The 21,559-nt window shown below is 63.0% G+C and carries 11 protein-coding genes, 2 tRNA genes and 2 rRNA genes; 1 reads left to right on the forward strand and 14 read right to left on the reverse strand.

Annotation, left to right across the window (positions count from 1 at the left end):
* Nucleotides 1-47 precede the first annotated feature (47 nt).
* From QMC81_04945 to QMC81_04975, 7 genes are all read right to left on the reverse strand, one after another.
* Nucleotides 48-3,503 (reverse strand): 23S ribosomal RNA (locus QMC81_04945).
* 51 nt (nt 3,504-3,554) lie between these two features.
* Nucleotides 3,555-3,629 (reverse strand) — tRNA-Ala (locus tag QMC81_04950).
* A 115-nt stretch (nt 3,630-3,744) separates the two neighbouring features.
* Nucleotides 3,745-3,821, reverse strand: a tRNA-Ile gene (locus QMC81_04955).
* 81 nt (nt 3,822-3,902) lie between these two features.
* Nucleotides 3,903-5,644, reverse strand: a 16S ribosomal RNA gene (locus QMC81_04960).
* Together the 16S and 23S rRNA genes with 2 tRNA genes alongside form the textbook arrangement of a ribosomal RNA operon.
* A gap of 243 nt (nt 5,645-5,887) precedes the next feature.
* Nucleotides 5,888-6,565, reverse strand: a complete 678-nt coding sequence (yunB, locus tag QMC81_04965; GenBank protein ID MDI6906824.1) for a sporulation protein YunB — start codon at nt 6,563-6,565, stop codon at nt 5,888-5,890.
* A 62-nt stretch (nt 6,566-6,627) separates the two neighbouring features.
* On the reverse strand, nt 6,628-7,860 hold the full coding sequence (gene tyrS, locus QMC81_04970) for a tyrosine--tRNA ligase (GenBank protein MDI6906825.1): 1,233 nt from the start codon (nt 7,858-7,860) through the stop codon (nt 6,628-6,630).
* A 116-nt stretch (nt 7,861-7,976) separates the two neighbouring features.
* Nucleotides 7,977-8,696, reverse strand: coding sequence for a YIP1 family protein (locus QMC81_04975; GenBank protein MDI6906826.1), 720 nt, complete (start codon nt 8,694-8,696; stop codon nt 7,977-7,979).
* 136 nt (nt 8,697-8,832) lie between these two features.
* Between QMC81_04975 and QMC81_04980 the strand changes: the two genes are divergently transcribed.
* On the forward strand, nt 8,833-11,214 hold the full coding sequence (locus QMC81_04980) for a penicillin-binding protein 1A (GenBank protein MDI6906827.1): 2,382 nt from the start codon (nt 8,833-8,835) through the stop codon (nt 11,212-11,214).
* Nucleotides 11,215-11,293: 79 nt separating this feature from the next.
* Here the strand turns inward: QMC81_04980 and QMC81_04985 are convergent, their stop codons facing one another.
* The 7 genes from QMC81_04985 to QMC81_05015 form a co-directional block, all read right to left on the reverse strand.
* Entirely contained in the window at nt 11,294-12,463 is a 1,170-nt protein-coding gene (locus QMC81_04985) for a SufD family Fe-S cluster assembly protein (protein ID MDI6906828.1), read from the reverse strand.
* Nucleotides 12,460-13,245 (reverse strand): ABC transporter ATP-binding protein, encoded by a 786-nt coding sequence (locus QMC81_04990; GenBank protein MDI6906829.1) that lies wholly within the window; start codon nt 13,243-13,245, stop codon nt 12,460-12,462. Before QMC81_04990 ends, QMC81_04985 begins: the two co-directional genes overlap by 4 nt.
* Entirely contained in the window at nt 13,238-14,098 is an 861-nt protein-coding gene (locus tag QMC81_04995; protein ID MDI6906830.1) for an ARMT1-like domain-containing protein, read from the reverse strand. Before QMC81_04995 ends, QMC81_04990 begins: the two co-directional genes overlap by 8 nt.
* A 17-nt stretch (nt 14,099-14,115) precedes the next feature.
* Nucleotides 14,116-16,488, reverse strand: coding sequence for an endonuclease MutS2 (locus tag QMC81_05000; GenBank protein MDI6906831.1), 2,373 nt, complete (start codon nt 16,486-16,488; stop codon nt 14,116-14,118).
* A 1-nt stretch (nt 16,489) separates the two neighbouring features.
* Entirely contained in the window at nt 16,490-19,069 is a 2,580-nt protein-coding gene (locus QMC81_05005) for a DUF3656 domain-containing protein (GenBank protein ID MDI6906832.1), read from the reverse strand.
* A gap of 132 nt (nt 19,070-19,201) precedes the next feature.
* Complete coding sequence (locus tag QMC81_05010) at nt 19,202-20,170, reverse strand: NGG1p interacting factor NIF3 (protein MDI6906833.1); 969 nt, start codon at nt 20,168-20,170, stop codon at nt 19,202-19,204.
* A 279-nt stretch (nt 20,171-20,449) separates the two neighbouring features.
* A partial coding sequence (locus QMC81_05015) for an IS110 family transposase (protein ID MDI6906834.1) occupies nt 20,450-21,559 on the reverse strand: 1,110 nt, incomplete at its 5' end.

Here is a 21,559-nt window from a genome sequence, read left to right on the forward strand (position 1 = left end):
TTTTTTAGCGCCCCAGCGTTCTCTGAAAACCGCACAGCGCAGGTCGACGAGACAAGCCCTCGACCGATTAGTACCGGTCCGCTGAAACCATTGCTGGTCTTACACGCCCGGCCTATCTACCTGGTCGTCTACCAGGGGTCTTACCCCCGCACTCAACTCGAAGAGCCGTCGGCAAACAAAGCCAAACAATTGTCCGCGGGGGACCAAGGTTAGTTTTGCCTGCCGGTTGACTCCCCAAGTTGAGTGCGGGGTGGGAAACCTCATCTGGAGGTGGGTTTCGCGCTTAGATGCTTTCAGCGCTTATCCCGTCCGCACATAGCTACCCAGCGGTGCCGTTGGCACGACAACTGGTACACCAGCGGTGCGTCCATCCCGGTCCTCTCGTACTAGGGACAGATCCTCGCAAGTTTCCTGCGCCCGCAGCGGATAGGGACCGAACTGTCTCACGACGTTCTGAACCCAGCTCACGTACCGCTTTAATGGGCGAACAGCCCAACCCTTGGAACCTGCTCCAGCTCCAGGATGCGATGAGCCGACATCGAGGTGCCAAACCTCCCCGTCGATGTGGACTCTTGGGGGAGATAAGCCTGTTATCCCCGGGGTAGCTTTTATCCGCTGAGCGACGGCCCTTCCACGCGGAACCGCCGGATCACTAAGCCCTGCTTTCGCACCAGCTCGACCTGTATGTCTCGCTGTCAAGCACCCTTGTGCCTTTGCACTCTGCCGCGCGATTTCCAACCGCGCTGAGGGTACCTTTGGGCGCCTCCGTTACCTTTTGGGAGGCGACCGCCCCAGTCAAACTGCCCGCCTGACACGGTCCCCGGACCCGATCAGGGCCCCAGGTTAGAACTCCGATACAACAAGGGTGGTATCCCACCGTTGGCTCCGGCAAGGCTGGCGCCCTGCCTTCTCCGCCTCCCACCTATCCTGTACATGCTATACCAAAGTCCAATGTCAGGTTACAGTAAAGCTCCACGGGGTCTTTCTGTCCTGCTGCGGGTAACCGGCATCTTTACCGGTACTACAATTTCACCGAGCCCCTCGTTGAGACAGCGCCCAGATCGTTACACCTTTCGTGCGGGTCGGAACTTACCCGACAAGGAATTTCGCTACCTTAGGACCGTTATAGTTACGGCCGCCGTTTACCGGGGCTTCGGTTCAGAGCTTCTCCAGCACTCAACTCTTCCACCGTTAGAAGGCTGTTCGCGATGCGCTGCTTCAGCCAGCGTTTCGCTTGACCGTGATGCTTTAACTGCCGTTCCCGTTCCCTGGCATCATCGAGCGAGCGGTATGCTTCATAGTATACCAACTCCCACCGATGCCCTTTCGTCCAACGGCTGCCTCCTGCGTTATGTGCCTTTAAACGAGTCTTTAAGTCGGCGCTTCTGCCTATGTAGATTTCCTGCTTCTCGTTTACAAGCACGTACACGTAGTGCATCACTGTCCTCCTTTTCGGTAGGAACAGTTGAGTGCTGGATAACCCTTCCCCTTAACCTTCCGGCACTGGGCAGGTGTCAGCCCCTATACGTCATCTTGCGATTTGGCAGGGACCTGTGTTTTTGGTAAACAGTCGCCTGGGCCTGGTCTCTGCGACCCCCTCGCGCTCCGGAAGTTAATCCCTTCACGCTGACGGGGTACCCCTTCTCCCGAAGTTACGGGGTCAATTTGCCGAGTTCCTTAACGAGGGTTCTCTCGCACGCCTTAGGATTCTCACCCCGCCTACCTGTGTCGGTTTGCGGTACGGGCACCAACGCACCTCGTTAGAGGCTTTTCTTGGCGGCCTGGGTTCGGTTACTTCGGTACTTAGTTTCCCTCCCCGTCACCTCTCGGGCTTTGCGTGGGACGGATTTGCCTATCCCACACCCTACCGGCTTGGACGCGCTTTTCCAACCGCGCGCTTAACCTACCCTTCCGCGTCACCCCATCCTCAAGCGGTGGTCGGTGGTAACGGAATCTCAACCGTTTGTCCATCGGCTACGCCTTTCGGCCTCACCTTAGGTCCCGACTTACCCTGGGCGGACGAGCCTTCCCCAGGAAACCTTAGGCTTTCGGCGGGCAGGATTCTCACCTGCCTTGTCGCTTACTAATGCCGGCATTCTCACTTCCCATCCGTCCACCGCTCCTTCCGGTACGGCTTCAGCCAAATGGGAACGCTCCCCTACCCCCAGCACTCAACCCAACGCTTGATAGGTTACCTCTTCGGGTTACGTTACAATTACTTGCAACGCCGTCCTATCAAAAGCTGGGTTGAGTGCTGGGCCGCAGCTTCGGTAATAGGCTTGAGCCCCGTTACATTTTCGGCGCAAAGCCGCTAGACCAGTGAGCTATTACGCACTCTTTAAATGATGGCTGCTTCTAAGCCAACATCCTGGCTGTTTCAGCAGCTCCACATCCTTTTCCACTAAGCCTATTTTAGGGACCTTAGCTGACGGTCTGGGCTGTTTCCCTCTCGACCACGAATCTTATCACCCGTAGTCTGACTCCCGGGCAACAAGTATCTGGCATTCGGAGTTTGAATGGGTTCGGTAACCGGTGAAGGCCCCTAGCCCAACCAGTGCTCTACCACCAGTACTCTCTTACCCGAGGCTAGCCCTAGAGCTATTTCGGGGAGAACCAGCTATCTCCGAGTTCGATTGGCATTTCACCGCTACCCACACCTCATCCGCTGCCTTTTCAACGACAGTCGGTTCGGGCCTTCACGCAACTTTACTCGCGCTTCACCCTGGACATGGGTAGGTCACTCGGTTTCGGGTCTACTGCCGCAGACTGGCGCCGGTTAAGACTCGCTTTCGCTGCGGCTCCGGGATCGCTCCCTTAACCTCGCCTGCAACAGTAACTCGCCGGCCCGTTCTACAAAAAGTACGCCATCAGGCTTTATAATAGCCCTCTGACTGCTTGTAGGCATACGGTTTCAGGTTCTCTTTCACTCCCCTCCCGGGGTGCTTTTCACCTTTCCCTCACGGTACTAGTGCGCTATCGGTCGTCAAGGGTATTTAGCCTTGGAAGGTGGTCCTCCCGGATTCCCACGGGATTCCTCGTGCCCCGCGGTACTTGGGACGAAGGCCCAGGTGCACGCGCTCCTTTCGGGTACGGGGCTTTTACCCTCTGTGGCCGGGCTTTCCAGCCCGCTTCCCCTAAAAACGCTTTACCCCGAGCGCGCCGCCGCACGCTCCGGCCTTCTCCCTCTACCCCGCAAACGCAACGCCGGCAGGCTTTAACACGCTTGCGGTTTGGGCTCGCCCCCTTTCGCTCGCCGCTACTCGGGGGTTCGCGGTTGCTTTCTTCTCCTCGGGCTACTAAGATGTTTCAGTTCACCCGGTGCCCTTCACCGCGCCTATGTGTTCAGCGCGGGATGACGGGGGTTCTCCCCCGCCGGGTTGCCCCATTCGGATATCCCCGGATCGATGCCTGCTTGCGGCTCCCCGAGGCTTTTCGCAGCTTGCCACGTCCTTCTTCGGCCCTTGACGCCAAGGCATCCACCGTACGCCCTTACTAACTTGTCTCGTCTGACCTGCGCTGTGCAGTTGTCAAAGAACGCTGAGAGCCCAAACTTCTGGTGGAGATGAGCGGATTCGAACCGCCGACCCCCGCCTTGCAAGGGCGGTGCTCTCCCACTGAGCTACATCCCCGTTTGAGATGCGGGATGTGAGATGCTAGAGGCAGGATTACAAGGTAAGAATCGGCTGAGAGCCGATTCCACTACCCGGTCTCACTTCTAACCTCTCACTTCTCACTTCTGTTTTATGGTGGGCCCAGGTAGATTCGAACTACCGACCTCACGCTTATCAGGCGTGCGCTCTGACCACCTGAGCTATGGGCCCGCGGTCTCTCAAAACCGAACAGTGGCGTTTTGCCGGCTTGGTTAAAGTGGTATGAACTTTGTGAGGCAAAGTTCTCCTTAGAAAGGAGGTGATCCAGCCGCACGTTCCCGTACGGCTACCTTGTTACGACTTCACCCCAATCATCGACCCCACCTTCGGCGGCTGGCTCCCAGCACTCAACTCAACGAGCCGTTTGCAGACTAAACCAACCTGTTGTCCTCGGGACACTGCAAGGTTAGTCATACCTGCTACGTGGCTCCCTAAGTTGAGTGCTGGGTTACCGCACCGACTTCGGGTGTTGCCGACTTTCGTGGTGTGACGGGCGGTGTGTACAAGGCCCGGGAACGCATTCACCGCTGTATGCTGACCAGCGATTACTAGCGATTCCGCCTTCATGCAGGCGAGTTGCAGCCTGCAATCCGAACTGAGACCGGTTTTTTGGGATTTGCTCCAGGTCGCCCCTTCGCCTCCCGTTGTACCGGCCATTGTAGCACGTGTGTAGCCCAGGGCATAAAGGGCATGATGATTTGACGTCATCCCCACCTTCCTCCGCCTTGTCGACGGCAGTCCCTCTAGAGTGCCCACCATTAGCGCTGGCAACTAGAGGTAAGGGTTGCGCTCGTTGCGGGACTTAACCCAACACCTCACGGCACGAGCTGACGACAACCATGCACCACCTGTGCCGGCTCCCCGAAAGGTCCGTCGTGTTTCCACTCTGTACCACCGGCATGTCAAGCCCTGGTAAGGTTCTTCGCGTTGCGTCGAATTAAACCACATGCTCCACCGCTTGTGCGGGCCCCCGTCAATTCCTTTGAGTTTCAGTCTTGCGACCGTACTCCCCAGGCGGGGCACTTATTGGGTTACCTGCGGCACTGAAGGGTATGAGCCCCCCAACACCTAGTGCCCATCGTTTACGGCTAGGACTACCAGGGTATCTAATCCTGTTTGCTCCCCTAGCTTTCGCGCCTCAGTGTCAGTAACAGGCCAGGAAGTCGCCTTCGCCACTGGTGTTCCTCCCGATATCTACGCATTTCACCGCTACACCGGGAATTCCACTTCCCTCTCCTGCCCTCAAGCCCGATGGTTTCGCAAGCACCTCCACGGTTGAGCCGTGACCTTTCACTCGCGACTTCTCGGGCCACCTACGCGCCCTTTACGCCCAGTAATTCCGGACAACGCTCGCCCCCTACGTCTTACCGCGGCTGCTGGCACGTAGTTAGCCGGGGCTTATTCCTGAGGTACCGTCACCCTGCGCCGCTATTCGCAACACAGGCGTTCTTCCCTCAGAAAAGGGGTTTACAACCCGAAGGCCTTCGTCCCCCACGCGGCGTCGCTCCGTCAGGCTTGCGCCCATTGCGGAAGATTCCCCACTGCTGCCTCCCGTAGGAGTCTGGGCCGTGTCTCAGTCCCAGTGTGGCCGACCACCCTCTCAGGCCGGCTACCCATCGTCGCCTTGGTGGGCCGTTACCCCGCCAACAAGCTAATGGGCCGCGGACCCATCTCACGGTGCCAGCTTGAACCAGAGGCCGGCTTTCCTCCCCAGGAGAGGCCCCCCGGAGAGCGTATCCGGTATTAGCACCAGTTTCCCGGTGTTATCCCGGTCCGTAAGGCAGGTTATCCACGTGTTACTCACCCGTCCGCCGCTATCCAGCACTCAACTCGAAGAGCCACCTGCAATCAAAGCTAACCGTCGTCCTCGGGACGCTATCAGGTTAATTCTGTCTGCTACTTGACTCCTCAAGTTGAGTGCTGGACCGCACGACTTGCATGTGTTAAGCACGCCGCCAGCGTTCGTCCTGAGCCAGGATCAAACTCTCCATTAAAGCTCTTCGCAAACGCCACTGTTCAGTTTTCAAAGACCGCTTTGATGGCCCTCTGTCGCTGACCGCGACATTTGTTATCGTATCACTTGCGGCACCCCGTTGTCAACGGGCCATTTCCTGGTTTCCGAGGAAGAACTCTCTTCCCGGCTCGCGCCGCAAGTCTTAATATAGCATAGCGCCCCCAGCGTGTCAACGCCGGTGAACGCCATTTTCCCTGAATATTTTATCCAGCACCGCGGCCGGTTATGAGCCGCTGCCGGGAGGCGGAGTGCCGTAGAGCCCAAGGCCCAGGAGGCCGGCACCCGGCCCGACGTAGGTCGAAGGGACGCCGCCGACAACGATGTTCTCCACGAGGGGCACGCGCGTAGTCACCTGCACATTCTTTTCATGCCAGGGAACGACGACCCGCAGGTCGGTATCCAGGTCAAGGTAGATACGGTGGCGGGTTTGGTTGATACCGGCGGACTCGAAGCGGTCGCTCATGTTGACCCGCACGGCGCCCACCGGAAGGATCCGGACCGGAATACGCGGGCCCCATGCGGCCAGGAGGCGGTTCCCTGTGACCTGGCCGAGAGGAATGGAGAAGCTGTCCCGGTCCATCTCCCGCAGGTTCTTCTCGGCCGCCAGGGCGAACCCGGCCGCCAGTTCGTTGATGCGCACCGTGTTCGCCTGCATCATCACCACCCGTCCCTGGTCATCCTTATGCAGCTCGATCAGGTCCTGGTAGTCGACGCCCGCCGCGGCCAGGTGGCTGCGGACGGCCAGGTTTACCTCGCTGACGGCGGTCTGAACCGCCCGCGCCTGCGCCATGGCCACGATCGTCTCCGCGAGCCGCCGCTCGACGACTATGACGGCCATAATGAGAATGCCCATTACGGCCAGGAAGATAAAAAAGGCCCCTCTGCGGCGCCTCTTGAACACGGCCCGCCCCCGCCTTCCTTTTATAAAGCACGGTGCCCTACTAGGAAGTATATGAAGCGGTGCTAGAAAAGCTTCACGAACCTGCGCCGGCCGGCCTGGATGACCATGCCCGGGCGGGGCATGATCTCAATCTCCGGATCGCTCACCTTCTGATCGTCGATCTTTACCCCACCCTGCTGGATGAGGCGCTTGGCCTCGCTGGTGCTCTTGGTAAGACCGGCCAGTGTCATCAGGCGGGGGAGCCAGACCCTGCCCTGCTCCGCCAGTTCGGCAGGGACGGCGTAAACCGGTACCTCGCTGGGCCGTTCATGGCGCTGGAAGACGCGGCGGAACTCGTCCTCGGCCTCGCGCGCCTTTTCCTCGCCGTGGAAGGCGGCGACGATCGACCGGGCCAGGCGCATTTTGGCGTCCCGCGGGTTGGCCCCCTCCGCCAGGGCGGCGTTGATCGCCTGCACCTCTTCCAGCGGCAGGGGACAGACCAGATCAAAGTAGCGGGGCATAAGGGTGTCCGGGATGGACATCAGCTTACCATACATTTCCCCCGGCGGCTCGTTGACACCCACGTAGTTTCCCAGGCTTTTGCTCATCTTCTGTATGCCGTCAAGGCCCTCGAGGATGGGCATCATAAGCGCGACCTGGGGTTCCTGCCCGTACTCCTTCTGCAACGTGCGGCCGACGAGCAGGTTGAACTTCTGGTCCGTGCCGCCGAGTTCGACATCCGCTTTAAGGGCCACCGAATCGTAGCCCTGCATCAGCGGATAGAAAAACTCGTGGATACTGATCGGCAGCCCCTCGCGGAACCGCTTGGCGAAGTCGTCCCGCTCGAGCATGCGCGCCACGGTGTACTTGGACGACAGCTCGATCACGGCGGCGAAGTCCAGGGGCGCCAGCCAGTGACTGTTGAAGAAGATCTCCGTCCGGTCCGGGTCCAGGACTTTGTAGACCTGCTCCTCGTAAGTGCGGGCGTTGGCCAGGACCTCGGCCTCGGAGAGCTGTTTGCGGGTCTCCGATTTCCCGCTCGGATCCCCGATACGGCCGGTGAAGTCACCGATGACCAGGCAGACCTGGTGGCCAAGGTCCTGGAACTGCCGCAGCTTATGCAAGACTACGGTATGTCCCAGGTGAATATCGGGGGCCGTGGGGTCAAGTCCCAGTTTCACCCGGAGGGGGCGCCCCGTGGCGATCGACCGCCGGAGTTTTCCGGCAAGTTCCTCTTCGGGAATGACCTCCGCCGTCCCGCGCTTGATGATCACCATCTGGCGCGCCAGTTCCGTCTCCTGCTCCCGCTCCAGCATTATCCAGCCTCCACAGGGGATTTTCTTCCCTATCATACCAGGGGGTCACGACAGCCGCAATATAGACCCCGGCGGCCGAATGATGTCACAGACCACCCCTTTGGCGCGTTAAATGGTTAGGCGGAAGGGGATCGCAGGCCGAGAAACACGCCGACGACTACCCAGAGTCCCCAAAGGCTGAAAACCACAAGGGCGATGTTACTCGTCCTGGTCCGCAGGGCCAGGGCGCCTCCGAGGCTGAAGAGCCCAAGGGCCCAGAGGGCGAAGGGGTCCACCTGGGCGAGGACAAGGTCGAGCCAGGCGATTTCGGTCCGGCCGGGCAACAGCGCCCCCAGGCTCGTGCCTATGGACCCCAGCCGCTCGAAGGAGCTGGCAGCGATCAACGCGGCACGGACGAAATCCCCAAGGAGCATCGGTACATAGGCAAAGACGCTGACCGCCGCCAGGCTGGCGAAGGGTACTGGTTCCCCGCTGCTCCGGTTGAAGATTTTCAGAAGCCCCGCGCCAAACAGCCAGACGACGGTAGGCACGATAAGCGCCCCAAAAAAGAGTTCGACCAGTGCGGCCGTCGTGGCGAAACCCCTGACCGCGGCCAACTGCTCCGGGGGCAAGGCGTTCGGTCCCTGTTGGAGTTGCCAGAGGGCAAAGGCCCGCAGTTTCGGCAGGGTCGACAGGGCCGCCAGCAGGCCCGCCAAATAGACGACCGCCGCCCCCGGCCAAAAGCCGCCCCTGGTCACAATGTCTTCAAAGGTCGTCCGGGGAGCAACCAGGACTCCCCACAGCCGCCGCCAGAGTGAAAGTCGGAGCGGCGCGAAACCGGGCTCCATATGAGCCATAGCGTTTCATCCTCCTTACCTTTTTAATGTACTTCGGGTAACGGGGTTTAACTCCTGCTCCGGCCGGGCCATAGGTTGATTCTGGACTGCTTCCCCGGCGGGAGGGTATGGTATAATGCAGGCAGGTGAAAATTAGATGATAAACGACATGCAAGTCAGGAAAAAGAAGAAACGGAAGCTAAATGTCGCCCGGCTGATAATTGTCATCCTCGCCCTGCTCGTGGTTCTGGGCGGCGGCGCCGCCTTCGGAATGATCGTCTACAGTCTGCAGGGGCTCCCGGCCTGGGATCCCGCAGCCCTTGACCCGAGCAATGCCACCGAGATTTATGACAAAGACGGCCACCTGATTACGCAGCTCGGGAAAGAAAAACGGGTCCTGGTGCGGATCCAGGATGTGCCGCCGGTCATTAAGAAGGCCGTGCTGGCGGCCGAGGATGTTCGTTTTTATCAGCACCACGGCATCGATCTGCGGGCCATCGGGCGCGCAGCCTGGGCTGACATCACCGGGGGAGGTCTTTCTCAAGGGGGCAGCACGATCACGCAGCAGCTGGTCAAGAACTCCTTTCTAACCCCCGAGAAGAAGTTAAAGCGCAAAATCCAGGAAGCGTTCCTGGCCATACAGGTCGAGCGTCACTTCACGAAGGATGAGATCTTCGAGTTCTACCTCAACCAGAACTATTTCGGTGAAGGCGCCTATGGCATCGAAATGGCATCCCGGACCTATTTCGGCAAGTCCGTGGATGAGCTGCAGCTGGACGAGGCCGCTCTTCTGGCCGGTTTACTGAAAGCCCCCAGCGCTTATTCCCCTTTTCAGGATCCTGATGCAGCCGTCGCCCGGCGGAACACCGTCCTGGACCTGATGGCGAAATACGGTTTTGTCTCCCCGGCCGAAGCAGCCGCCGCCAAAACCAAGCCGCTTAAGCTCAACACGGAGAAGCCGTCCCATGAGACTTATCCCTACCCCTATTTTGTCGATTACGTGACCGACCAGTTGGTCAGCCGTTACGGCGAGGCGCGGGTCTTCCGGGAAGGCCTTAAGGTGTACACCACTCTCGACCCGAAGATCCAGAAGGCCGCCGAGGCGGCCATGGCCAAGGCATCCAATTTCCCGACAGCTAAACGTGACAAGAACGGCGTTCTCCAGCCCCAGGCCGCCCTGGTCGTGGTCGACCCCCACAACGGGCATATCAAGGCCATTGTCGGCGGGCGGGAGCACACCCAGCTCCGGCAGTGGAACCGCGCCACCCGCACCACCCGCCAGCCGGGCTCGGCTTTCAAACCCATCATCGCCTATGGGCCGGGCATTGAACATCTGGGTATGAGCCCCGCGACGGTCATTGACGACATCCCGTTAAAGTACCCGAAGTGGGAACCGAAGAACTACGACGGCGTTTACCGGGGGCTGATCACCATACGTACCGCCGTTTCGCTCTCCGTCAATATGGTGGCCGTCAAGGTTCTTGAAAAGGTTACTACCGGCCCGGCCGTCGAATTCGCACGGAAGTTGGGCATCACCACCCTCCGGCCCGAACAGGAGGGGCTGGCTATGGCCCTTGGGGGATTGAGCAAAGGGGTGACTCCTCTGCAGATGGCGGCCGCCTACGGGGCTTTCGCCAACCAGGGGGTCTACGTGGAGCCTACCGCCATCAGCCAGGTCGAGGACGCGCAGGGCAATCTCATTGAAAAGTTCGAGCCCGCCAAGCACCGGGCCATGAAGCCCACCACCGCCTGGCTGATGACGGATATGCTGCGGACGGTGGTGCAGCAGGGCACGGGTACGCGGGCCCGCCTTGGCAGCCGCCCGGTGGCCGGTAAAACCGGGACGACCGACAAACGGGAAAACAACTGGTTCGTCGGCTACACTCCGGAACTGTCCTGCGCGGTTTGGATGGGCTACGACGATGCGACGATCTCGCTGCCCCAAGGCTGCTACGGCGGGACGTATACCGCCCAGATCTGGCGGGACGTGATGAGCAAGGCCCTGGAGGGGGTGCCGGTCCGTGGATTCCCACGGCCCGGCGGGATTGTGTCGGCCACGGTGGATGCCAAGTCGGGCTTGCTCCCGGGTCCCCTGACCCCGCCGGCACACCTGGTTACCGATTACTTCGTAAAAGGCACGGAGCCCACCGAAGTGGATAATACTCACGTCCTGGCCGAGATCTGCCCGGTCTCCGGGCTGCTGGCCGGCGAGTATTGCCCCGAAAGAGTGGCGCAGGTCCGGGTGAACACGGGCTATGAGGTGCCCCCGTTCGTCAAGGACTTTGCCGAACGTTTGCCGACCAAGACGTGTGACGTCCATAGCCTGGGCGCGCCTTACCCGGGGAACGGAACCGGCCCGTCACCGGGCCTGCCGACTCTACCCCCGGTGGACGGGGAAACGCCGCCGGATGAGGAGCGGAACGGCGGCGGCTACAACAGCCCGGATAACCTCCCGCCTGCCGACGACCGGCAAAACGACCGCGGGACATGGCAGCGTGAGCCCGGCCTGCTGGACCTGGACCGTATCCTGAGGCCCTAAAAGACGCGGTGAGACATCAAAGGAAGCGGCAGCAGAAATCCCGCTGCCGCTTCCTTCTTTTCCGGCCGGTGGACCGGCGCTACATGATGCTTTCCTGGCTGGCGGCGACAGCCCGGTCGATCTCGGCCTGGAGTTCCGGCGGCAGGCCTTCGATGCGGACGTTCAGAAAACCGCGGACGATCGTCGCCGTAGCTTCTTCCTCGCTCTGCCCGCGGGCCATCAGGTATTCGATCTCCTCCGGCGCAATCTTACCGACCGCCGCTTCATGGGACATCTCGGCCCCCGAAACCGTGGCCACAAGCTCCGGGATGGCATGAATCAGGCCCCGCTCCGAAAGGATCAGGCCGTTGCACTCCAGGTGGGCCTTGACCCCCGGCGCCTCGCCGACCAGGCGTCCGCGGTTGATGATCTCTCCCCCGGTCGTGATCGTCCGGGCGATGGACTCGGCCCGTGTATCCGGGGCGCGCAGCACCACGCCCGAGCCGACATCCATGTAGCTTCCCGGCGGGGCGACGAGAATGGAATGGAACCGGGCGGTGGCTCCCGGCCCGTCCAGGTAGGCCATGGGGTACATCTGGAGCACGTCCACGGCCTGCATGCAGACATAGTTGGAGAGGTAAACACCGCCCTCCTCGACCAGGGCGGCGCTCCGCGGGCGGACCTGCATCTTCTCCGCCCAGTTATGGATCATGGTGAAGGTCAGCTTGGCGTTCTTTTTGACATAGAACTCGGAAATGCCCAGGTGCATCCCGGTCTGTACGTCGTGGGCGCTGGCACAGCCCGAGACCAGATTAAGCTCGGCGCCCTCTTCGACGACGACGATGTTATGCACGGCCTGCGTAATGCCATCCGCAGCGATGTACATGCAGGCCTGAAGCGGGTAGGTCACCTTAACCCCGGGAAGAGCCCGGATAAAGTAGCCGTGGCGGGCGTGCTCCCGGGCATAGGCCGTGTATTCGTCCTTGTCGGCCTGCACGAGCCGCCAGCGGTAACCGGCCAGCCAGGGATAGCGCTCGGCGGCGGCGGCGGTGCTCATTACCTCCAGCCCGTCCTGCCTTACCCCGCAGTGGACGACGGAGTGGTCCATCTGGATAAAGGTCCCGGAGCGATCCTTCTCCGCGACGTCCACCCCGGTATGGAGCATCCTGTCCCGGTCCTCGGGACGAAGCATGCCCAGGTCTTCCAGATAGGTTCGCCGGGGGGGATCCCCGCTGAAGTTCTGCGGACCGATACGTGTGTCTTTCTTCATCTTGTTCCCTCGTCCCCCTCTATGGAAACCAACGCTTCGCAGCGAATACAGGCGCCGTACCCTTGCTGCTGGATGCAGTTGAACAGTTCAAGCGGGTTTCCGCTGCAGGCCAGACGGCCTTCGAACATTACGTGCCCCACGTCGGCATTGACGTACTGCAGGATATAACCGGTATGGGTAATGACCAGGCCCGACTTTTGGTGCCGCCGGCAGCGCTGGCCGGTCTTATGGCACTGGCCGGGCATGCCGCGGTCCAGGAGCCGGTTGATGGTGCGGCCGATAAGGTCGATGTTTTCCAGGTCGACCCCCGATTCGGGTTCGTCCAGGAGAACCAGGTCCGGGTCCTGGGCGATCAGCTGGAGGAGTTCCGAGCGCTTCATCTCCCCGCCGGAGAAACCGAGGTTGACCTCCCGGTCCATAAATCTCTCGAAGTTCAACTGCGTGGGCAGGTCGGCCGGCACTTCGCGGCCGCGGGCGCAGATATGCACCATGTCCCGCATCGAAAGCCCCCTGATCGTCGGCGGGCGCTGGAACGATAGACCAATCCCCCTCCGCGCACGTTCATGGACCGCCATATGCGTGATGTCCTGGCCCTTGAACAGGATCCGTCCGTCCAGCACCTTGTAGCGCGAAAAACCGACCAGGGTCCCCAGCAATGTCGATTTGCCGGAACCGTTGGGTCCGAAAAGGACGTGGGTTTCCCCCGTACGGATTTCCAGGTTGATGTCCCGCAGGATCACACGGTCCCCCACGGCAACGGCCAAGCCTTCAACCTTAAGCATCGCAAGACCCCCTTCCACCGAAGACCGCCACCAGGCTCCCGACATCCACCTGCAGGGAGCCGGCTACGGTCGCACATTTCGCCATTAGAACGTGAAATACCTTGTCCGTTGGCGCCTGTTCGCTCAGTGTTTCGTAGTTGCCCATGCCCTTGGCTATCACCAGGTCCGCTTGGGCGAAAGCGTCTTTGATTTCCGGAGGCGCTGCTTCGAGGTCAAGCCCCGGCATGTCCAGTCCGGTAGTGACGATATTCTTCATTTCGCGGTCAATACCTGCCGCCTTGAGATCGGCTACCGTCAGGTCGTTCTGCACGGGACCGCCCTTGACGGCATAGACGACCTCGGCCCGCCGGGACAGGTAGTCGACCAGGGGACGATCGAAATAGACCTCGGCGGCGTTGTCCGCCAGGAAAAGGACCACCCGCGACCTCTCAAGGCGCCTGGCCAGAAGGTCCCTTTCGTCCCGGGCGAAGCGCAGTCCGCCCTTGATGTCATGGCGCACCGCAGCCAGGTCCCGGAAGAAGTCGACGGCGTTGCCCAGGGCCGACAGGGTAATCAACCCCGCAAGCCCGCCGCCGCAAAGCGGTGTCACCTCGTTCACCAGGCCGGCGGCCATCGCCATTTCCCGCCGCTTGACCGCCGCGAAGGGATCGGCGTTGCCGGAGATCTCCCTTACCGCGCGTTGGGCGGCCGCGGCCACCCGCACGGGGATGGGGCGGCGCGGAAACTCCCGGTCCAAGACGGCCATGCCCGCCGCCGCAGCCTTTCGCATCAAATCGGGGTCGGCCGTGGCCAGTTCGGCGGTCTTCCGAATGAGGCCCTCAAGGCAGCGGTAACATTCCTCAACAACACGCAATAGACCTGTTTTCCCCCCTACAGCCTTCCGCCCAGGTCGACAACGGTCACCCCAAGGCCCCCTTCGTCCTGGTCGCCGAGGCGAAAGGAAGACACACGCGGCTCGTCTTTGAGCCATTCCTGGACGGCCGCCCGCAGGGCGCCCGTCCCCTTGCCGTGAATGAGGTGAACCCTTGTCACACCGGCCAGGACGGCATCGTCAAGGTATTTTTCGATCTCCGCCAGCGCCTCTTCGACGCGCTTGCCGCGGAGGTCCAATTCCCTTTTGAAATCCCGCGATTTCTGCAGGGCGAAGCCGGTGCCCGCCGTCCGTTCCCGCCTGGCCTGGGGCGCCCGGGAGGCCCGCAGTTCGGTCAGGGGAACCGTTACCTTGACCGCGCCGACCTGCACCAGGACCTCGTCCCCTTCCCGCGCGGTGCCGATCACCTGGCCGAACTGGCCGTAGCGCGGCAGGTACACCCCATCCCCCGCGGTGACGGCCGCCGGGGCTTCCCCGGCGTCAGGCACCGGGACCGGCGGCGGCGCCAGGTCGTGCAGGGCCTCGATACGCTCCCGCGCCTCCTGGATGGCCATCTCCCGTTCCCTGGCGGTGGCGGCCTTGACCCGCTCGCGCAGCTCCCGGATCACCCCTTCCCCCTCCAGGCGGATGGCGCGCAGGGCCTCCCGGGCTTCCACCGCGGCCCGCTCCAGGACGGCCTTCTTCTTACCCAGCAGTTCGTCCAGCTCCTGCCTTCGCCGGGCGGCGTCCGCTGCGGCCTGCTCCCGGAGCCTTTCCGCTTCCATGCGCGCCTGTTCCGTTTCCCGCTGCTGCCGCTCCAGGTCGGCCAGGAGTTCTTCGGCCCGCTGCTGGTCCGCGGTCAGGAAGTCCCGCGCGCGAGCGACGACCCGTTCCGGCAGTCCCAGCCGCCGGGCGATTTCAAAGGCGTTCGAGCGGCCGGGACGGCCGATGATCAGGCGATAGGTGGGCTCCAGAGTCACGGCGTCGAACTCCACGCTGGCGTTGGCCACCCGTTCGCGGGTCGCCGCGAACTGTTTCAGCTCCCCGAGGTGGGTGGTGGCGATCGTTCGCGCCCCGGAGGATTGCAGGCTCTCCAGGATCGACTGGGCGAGAGCGGCGCCCTCAACGGGATCGGTACCGGTGCCCAGTTCATCGATCAGGACAAGCGAACCCGATCCGGCCTCGGCAAGGATGTGCACTATGTTGGCCATGTGCGACGAGAAGGTGCTCAGGGCGTTTTCGATGCTCTGCTCGTCGCCGATATCGGCGAAAACCCGGTCGAAAAGGCCCACGCGGCACTCCTCCGCCGGGACGTGGAGCCCCGCCTGAGCCATCAGGACCAGCACACCGACGGTCTTGAGGGCTACGGTTTTGCCCCCGGTGTTCGGCCCGGTGACCACGAGAGTATCGAAGTCGGTTCCCAGGTGCCCGTCGATCGGCACGGCCCGCCCCGGGATCAGGGGATGGCGGGCACGGCGAAAGGCAAGGTGAGCACCCTCGCCGATTTCCGGGGCGACGGCGTCCAGTTCCTCCGCCCAGCGGGCCTTCGCCAGCACAAAATCCAGGTGGCCCAGGACGTCCATCGCCAGGGCCAGGTCCGGGACAACATCCGTCACCCGCCGCGTGAGATCGTCGAGGATGCGCTGTACCTCCCGTTTCTCGGCGGCCTCCAGCCGGCGGATCTCGTTGTTCTTCTCAACGGCGGCCATCGGCTCGATGAAAAGGGTGGCCCCGCTGGCCGACTGGTCGTGGATCAGCCCCGGGACCTGACCCCGGTATTCCACCTTCACCGGCAGGACATAGCGCCCCTCGCGCATAGTGACGATGGGCTCCTGCAGGTATTTCAGAAGCGACGGCGAGCGGATCGCCCGGTCCAAATACTCCTTGACCGCCAGGCGCGCCTGCTGCAGGCGGCGCCTGAGGTCCGCCAGGGGGGGAGACGCGGGGTCGGCCACCTCGCCCCCGGGCAGGATGGCGGCCGCGATCCGCCGCTCCAGATCGGGCGCCGGAACGAGGGTCGATGCCCGCGAGGCCAGGCGGGGGTACGCGGCGGTCCGCCGGGCGAAGAATTCCTTTACGCGCCGTACCGCCCCCAGGGTGGCCCCGATTTCGAAAAGCGACGGCCCGTCAAGGGTCCCTCCACGCTCCGCACGCTGCAGGTGGCTGCGCAGGTCGAACCAGCCGCCGAGGTCGGCCGTCGGGTCCAGGCGCAGGATCTCCCGGCCTTCAGATGTTTCCGCCTGCCACCGGCGGATCAGTTCCCGGTCGGCCGAGGGCAAAAGGGCGAGCGCCGCCTCCCGGCCAAGCGGCGAAGAAGCGTGGCGGGCAAGGCGGGCCAACAGGCGGTCAAATTCCAGGCGTTCCAGGGTTCGCGCCGTGGCAACGGCAGACAAATCACAGCACCCCGCGGAAATAATGTCCTTTCGTCAGGCCCCCCGGGCTGAGCGCGGCCAGGTCCGAGCGTACCGCTTCGGGAACCTCGTATGCTCCGGGCCGCTCGGCCAGGTCGTCCAGCACCCGGCGGTATATGGCGGTCATCCGTTCAAGGCCTTGCGGCTCCTTGAGCCGCCCGTCAAGGCGCAGGCGCGCCAGCCCTGCGCGCGCCAGGACCGGGACCAGGTCCACCACGCAAAGGTCCCGCGAATTAAAAATGTGCATGCGGCAGGCGGCATCCACGGCCACAGGGAAAGAGATCCCGATCCTGTCCCGGAGCCTGAACCGTCCCCGCCGGCAAGGCCGTGTGCAGGGCATCCCCGGACAGGTGCCTCCGGCGGCGCCGATCACGCAATACCGGGAGACCATCAGGGGCACCGAACCGTGGACGAGGACCTCGAGCGGCAGGGGCGCCGCGGCCGCCGCGGCCGTTACCTGGGCAAGGGTCATCTCCGGTGAAAGGCAGGCCCCCTGCAGGCCCTGCCGTGCCAGGAGGTTCAGGGCGGCGCCGTTAAAGGCGTTCAGGGGATAGTCCGCCCAGACCGGAAGCCCGGCCGCGGCCAACTCCATGGCCAGCCCCAGGTTGCCGGCCAGGATGCCGTCGTACGGGCCGTCCGCCCCCCGCGCCAGGCGGCGGTACCGTTCCGCCTCGGCCTCCCGCACGATACGCGGGATCCAGTAGTAAAGCCTTGCGCCATACGCCGAGCAGAGGCGCCGCGCCTCGGCCAGCCCGCGTTCGCCGACCGTCCCCGGAGCGTCGAACGCCTCCCCCGGAAAGTATATGATATCGGCCCCGCCCCGTAAAGCAGCCTCAACGGCGGCCGGGGCGCTCATCGCGACGGCCAGCAGGGGGCGGCCCGGCGGGCCTTCCGCCGGAGAGCCCCGGCCGTCCTTGCCCGGCTGTGCCGGCACAGGGGGCCCTGAGATCCGTGGGAGATATTCTCCCAGGCGGCGGTCGAATTCCTCCGGTGGGAGAGCCTTTCGCGGGCGGCGGGCGGCGACCCGGCGGGCTTCAAGCTCCTCAAGGGCCGCACGGCGTACCGCGTTGACCTCGCTCCGGGGGACCATGGCCCGGCCGTCCAACTCGGCGTCCAGGCGGGCCAGGACAAACGGCGTATTCCCCAGGCGGTCCAACTGCCCGGCCAGGTCGTCCCGGGAAGCGGGATGCCGTTCGGCTTCGGGGAGAGGTGACGCCCCTGAAGCCTCAACGATGTGCCCCCGGCCGTCGGCCAGAGTCAGGTGAAGCGGTTCCCCGGTCACCGCCCGCACGGCGGCCGTAATGGGGATCTTTACGTGCTCCCGCGGGGAGGTGAACGACTCCCGGGCGCGGCGCAGCTGGGCGGCGTCCCACGTCTTGAAGACGCGGTCGCCCGGCCGGATGCGGCCCTTTACCGGCAGGGCAACGACATCCCCGGCGCCGGCCCCTTCCACCTCCCGCCCGTTGCATACCAGGCGGTGCACCTCGGTTGAGACCCTTCCCCCGACCGTAACCCAGAAGTCCACCCCGTCCCCGATGTGCAGGTCCCCCTCCAGGGCGACCTCGGCCGCCCCAGACCGGGCGTCGTAGCGCCGTACCCGCCCGACGGGCAGGCCGCGGTTGTTCGGCTGTTTGAAGTTGACCAGTTCTCTCCCGGGAGAGTCGAAGTAGTAGCCCGTGGTAAAGCGCCGGTTGAAGATCTGCGCCAGGTCGCGCTCCTCCTCGGGCCTAACGTAAAATGAGCCGCCGAGCGCCCGGTCCAGCAGGCGCCGGTAGATCCCCACGACGGTGGCCACGTATTCGGGGCGGCGCAGCCGCCCTTCGATCTTGAAGGCGTCGATTCCGGCGGCGATGAGTTCGGGCAGGCGGCCGGACAGGTTCAGGTCACGCGTGCTCAACAGGTAGCCCTCGGCGGCCGGCTCCCCGCCGTCCCCGCCCAGCAGCTGATAGGGCAGCCGGCACGGCTGGGCGCAGCGCCCGCGGTTGCCGCTGCGGCCGCCGATGAAGCTCGACATCAGGCACTGGCCGGAGTAGCAGACGCAGAGCGCGCCGTGGACGAAGGTCTCGACCTCGAGGCCGCTCTCTTCTTTCAAGTTTCTTATCTCGTCGAGGCTCAGTTCGCGGGCCAGCACCACGCGGGTGAAGCCGAGGTCTTTGAGGAACCGCATCGCGGAAAGGTTGTGGACCGTCATCTGCGTGCTGGCGTGCAGGGGCAGGTCCGGCAGGAGATCACGGGCCAGACGGGCCAGGCCCAGGTCCTGGACGATGACGCCGTCCGCCCCGGCCTGGTACAGGAAATGCAGGAGCCGGGCCGCCTCGATGAGTTCCGTGTCGGCGAGGAGGATGTTTACGGTGACGTAGACGTTGACGTCGCGGACGTGGGCGTAGTCGATGGCGCGGGCCAGTTCGCCGGCGTCGAAGTTGGCGGCTGAGGCCCGGGCATTGAAGGAGCGGGCCCCGAGGTAGACGGCGTCGGCGCCGTTCTGCACCGCGGCGACCAGCGCCTCCCAGGACCCGGCCGGGGCCAGGAGTTCCGGATGGCGAACCTGCTTAGCGTTGTCCATTATCCGATAACCTCAACACTTGTAAACTCGGCCGGAAGGGAGCGGGTTGGGGGTCTTCACCCAGACCCCCAACCCGTTTATGCCCCCGGACCAAGGTTTTACTGAGGATGGATCGTGTCCACCTCTCAAGCTCTACACTTCTGTGGCCGCCCGGCGGTCGACGCGGATCAGGCCGGCGGCCGGGATAACCTTCACGCCCCGTGCTTCCAGCTCATCAAGGAGCAGGTTCATCCCCAGCGAGTCGCTGGCCATGTGGCCGGCGATGATGACGTTGACGTGGTTCTTTTCGGCCTCTTTACGGTGCTTCTCGCCCATATGCATCACGACCAGCGTGCCGACCCCGGCCGCCGCCAGCTTGCTGTACGCATCCTCCGACCCGCTCGTGCCGCCGGTCATGTCAACGAAGATCTTGCCGGCCCGCCGTTCGGGCGAACCGACGATCAGTGTCGGACCGGCGTTCAAACGCGCGGCCTCCGCGTATTCGGGCAGCTCGCGCAGGCGCTTGATCACGTCCCCCAGCGTCGGCGGCTGCCTTTCCTCGAGGTACCGCTGGAGAAAACCCGTCACTATATTGTCGGCCACGGTGTGCGTGCACATCAGCGGGATGTCCAGGAGCCGGGCGGCATCCACGGCCCGGTTGTGGTTCAAAGGCAGAAGGCCGCGCTTCACCTCGCTGATCCGGGAGGACAGGATCCCCTCGGCGACGTTGATCGGCACCCCGAAAGCCGCCAGCACGTCCTCCTGCAGGTGCATGACCTCGTGCAGGCCTGCCAGGGCCTTGCCTTCGGGATGATGGGCGATGACCAGGTCCACGGCCTCCCCCCGCTCCCGCAGGCGGTCGGCGAGCAGGACCTCCCCCGCTTCCATATCGATGCCCACCAGGCAGCCTCGGACCTCACGCTCCGGGTCGCCATATAGAAGGCGCGTGTCGGGATAGGGGTTGGTGAGGCGCTCCTCGTCGTAGAACGGCCGATCCTCATCCTTCAGTTCCGACGCCCGCTCCCGCTCGCGCGCCAGGAGGCGCTCCACCTCCGCCGCTCCGCGCGGGTCATTCTCGATTCCCAGGCGAATGGCCAGGCTGAAGATCTCACCGACTTTCAAAAAACCCGGACCTCCTATCTCACTCTTTTGCTTAGTTTGCTTCCGGATGCTCGTTGTTTCTTAGAAAAGAATATCTTCCCTACCTTGGGCGGGACTCCACCCATTCAGCCCCCTGGCCACCCTATCATGTCTCGCAGGGTCAATGCCCCGACATTCCTTCGTTCTACCTAATGGGGGCTGGGTGGGGCGTGCTGTACTTTGTTGCAGGGTCTATGCCCGAATGGAGGGATACAGCTTCCCCCACCCAAGACGGGAACTTTAATATCGCTAATATCGCTCCTAGGCCGCGTTGAGCGCCAGTTGTTGCCGGCGGTAGCTGCCCAGAACGCGACAAGCATCGTAGTGGCGCTTTTCCTTGCCCAGCGTGTATAGCACCCGCAAGAGTTTGAGCGCGACAGCCACCAGAGCCTGCTTACGCTGTAGCCGGTTTACCGGCCGGGTGAGGAAGTGCTGGTACAGCGCCTTGAATTCCCGATTCTTGGACACCAGGATCAGCGCCGCCTGGTACAGCAGGCTGCGCAGCACAGGCCGACCACGTTTGGAAATCCTTGTTTGGCCCGTTCGCTGGCCTGAGCTGTTCTCGGTCAGGTTATAACCCGCCAGCTTCTGAATTTGCTTCCAGTGCTCGTAGCGTCCAAGGTCGCCCACTTCGCCCAAGAAGGACGCGGCGGTGACCACGCCGACGCCGGGAATGCTCAGAAGGTACGGAGCAAGACCGGTTTGCTCCAGGGCCTGCTTCATGGCCGCTTCGGTCTGCTCCATTTGCTCGTGCCAAAACGCGATTTCCGCCAAGCAGGAACGTAGCTTCAGCCGGGCGCCTTGCAGCCCGCTTTGTACGCCGATCGACCGGGCCGCTGCGGCAAGCAGGCTGGCCGCCCGCTTCTCCCCAACCCGCTGCCGGGTCGCCAGTTTCAATGCGGCAGCCAAGTCTTGTTGGGACCAGGCCTGCACATCTACAGGAAATGGACAGTGCTGCAGCACGTACTGAGCGGCCTTGCCCAAGGGATCGGCAAACACTTCGGTGAACTCCGGGAAATGCTCGTCGAGGATGGCCTGTAGACCGTTCAGCGCTGCATTGAGCTTCTGCCGCTGCTGCTGCCGGGTCACGGTCAGCACCCGGAGTTCGGCGTACATGCCTTCCGGTAAATAGCAACGCAAAAACCGCCCCTCTTGCACTAACTCCGCGATCACTCCGGCGTCCTTACGGTCATTCTTGGTGGGGGAGTTGTCGCTCAACTCCTTGCTGGACTTGACATGAAACGGGTTGGTTAACACTATGTGAAACCCCGCCTGCTGCAAATAGTGGGCCAGCGGCTTCCAGTAGTGGCCGGACGGCTCCATCCCCACCACGACGCGATGGGGAGCAATCTGCGGATGGAACCGTTGAAT

The organism is Thermoanaerobacterales bacterium (assembly GCA_030019475.1).
Taxonomy (GTDB): Bacteria; Bacillota; Desulfotomaculia; order Desulfotomaculales; family JASEER01; genus JASEER01.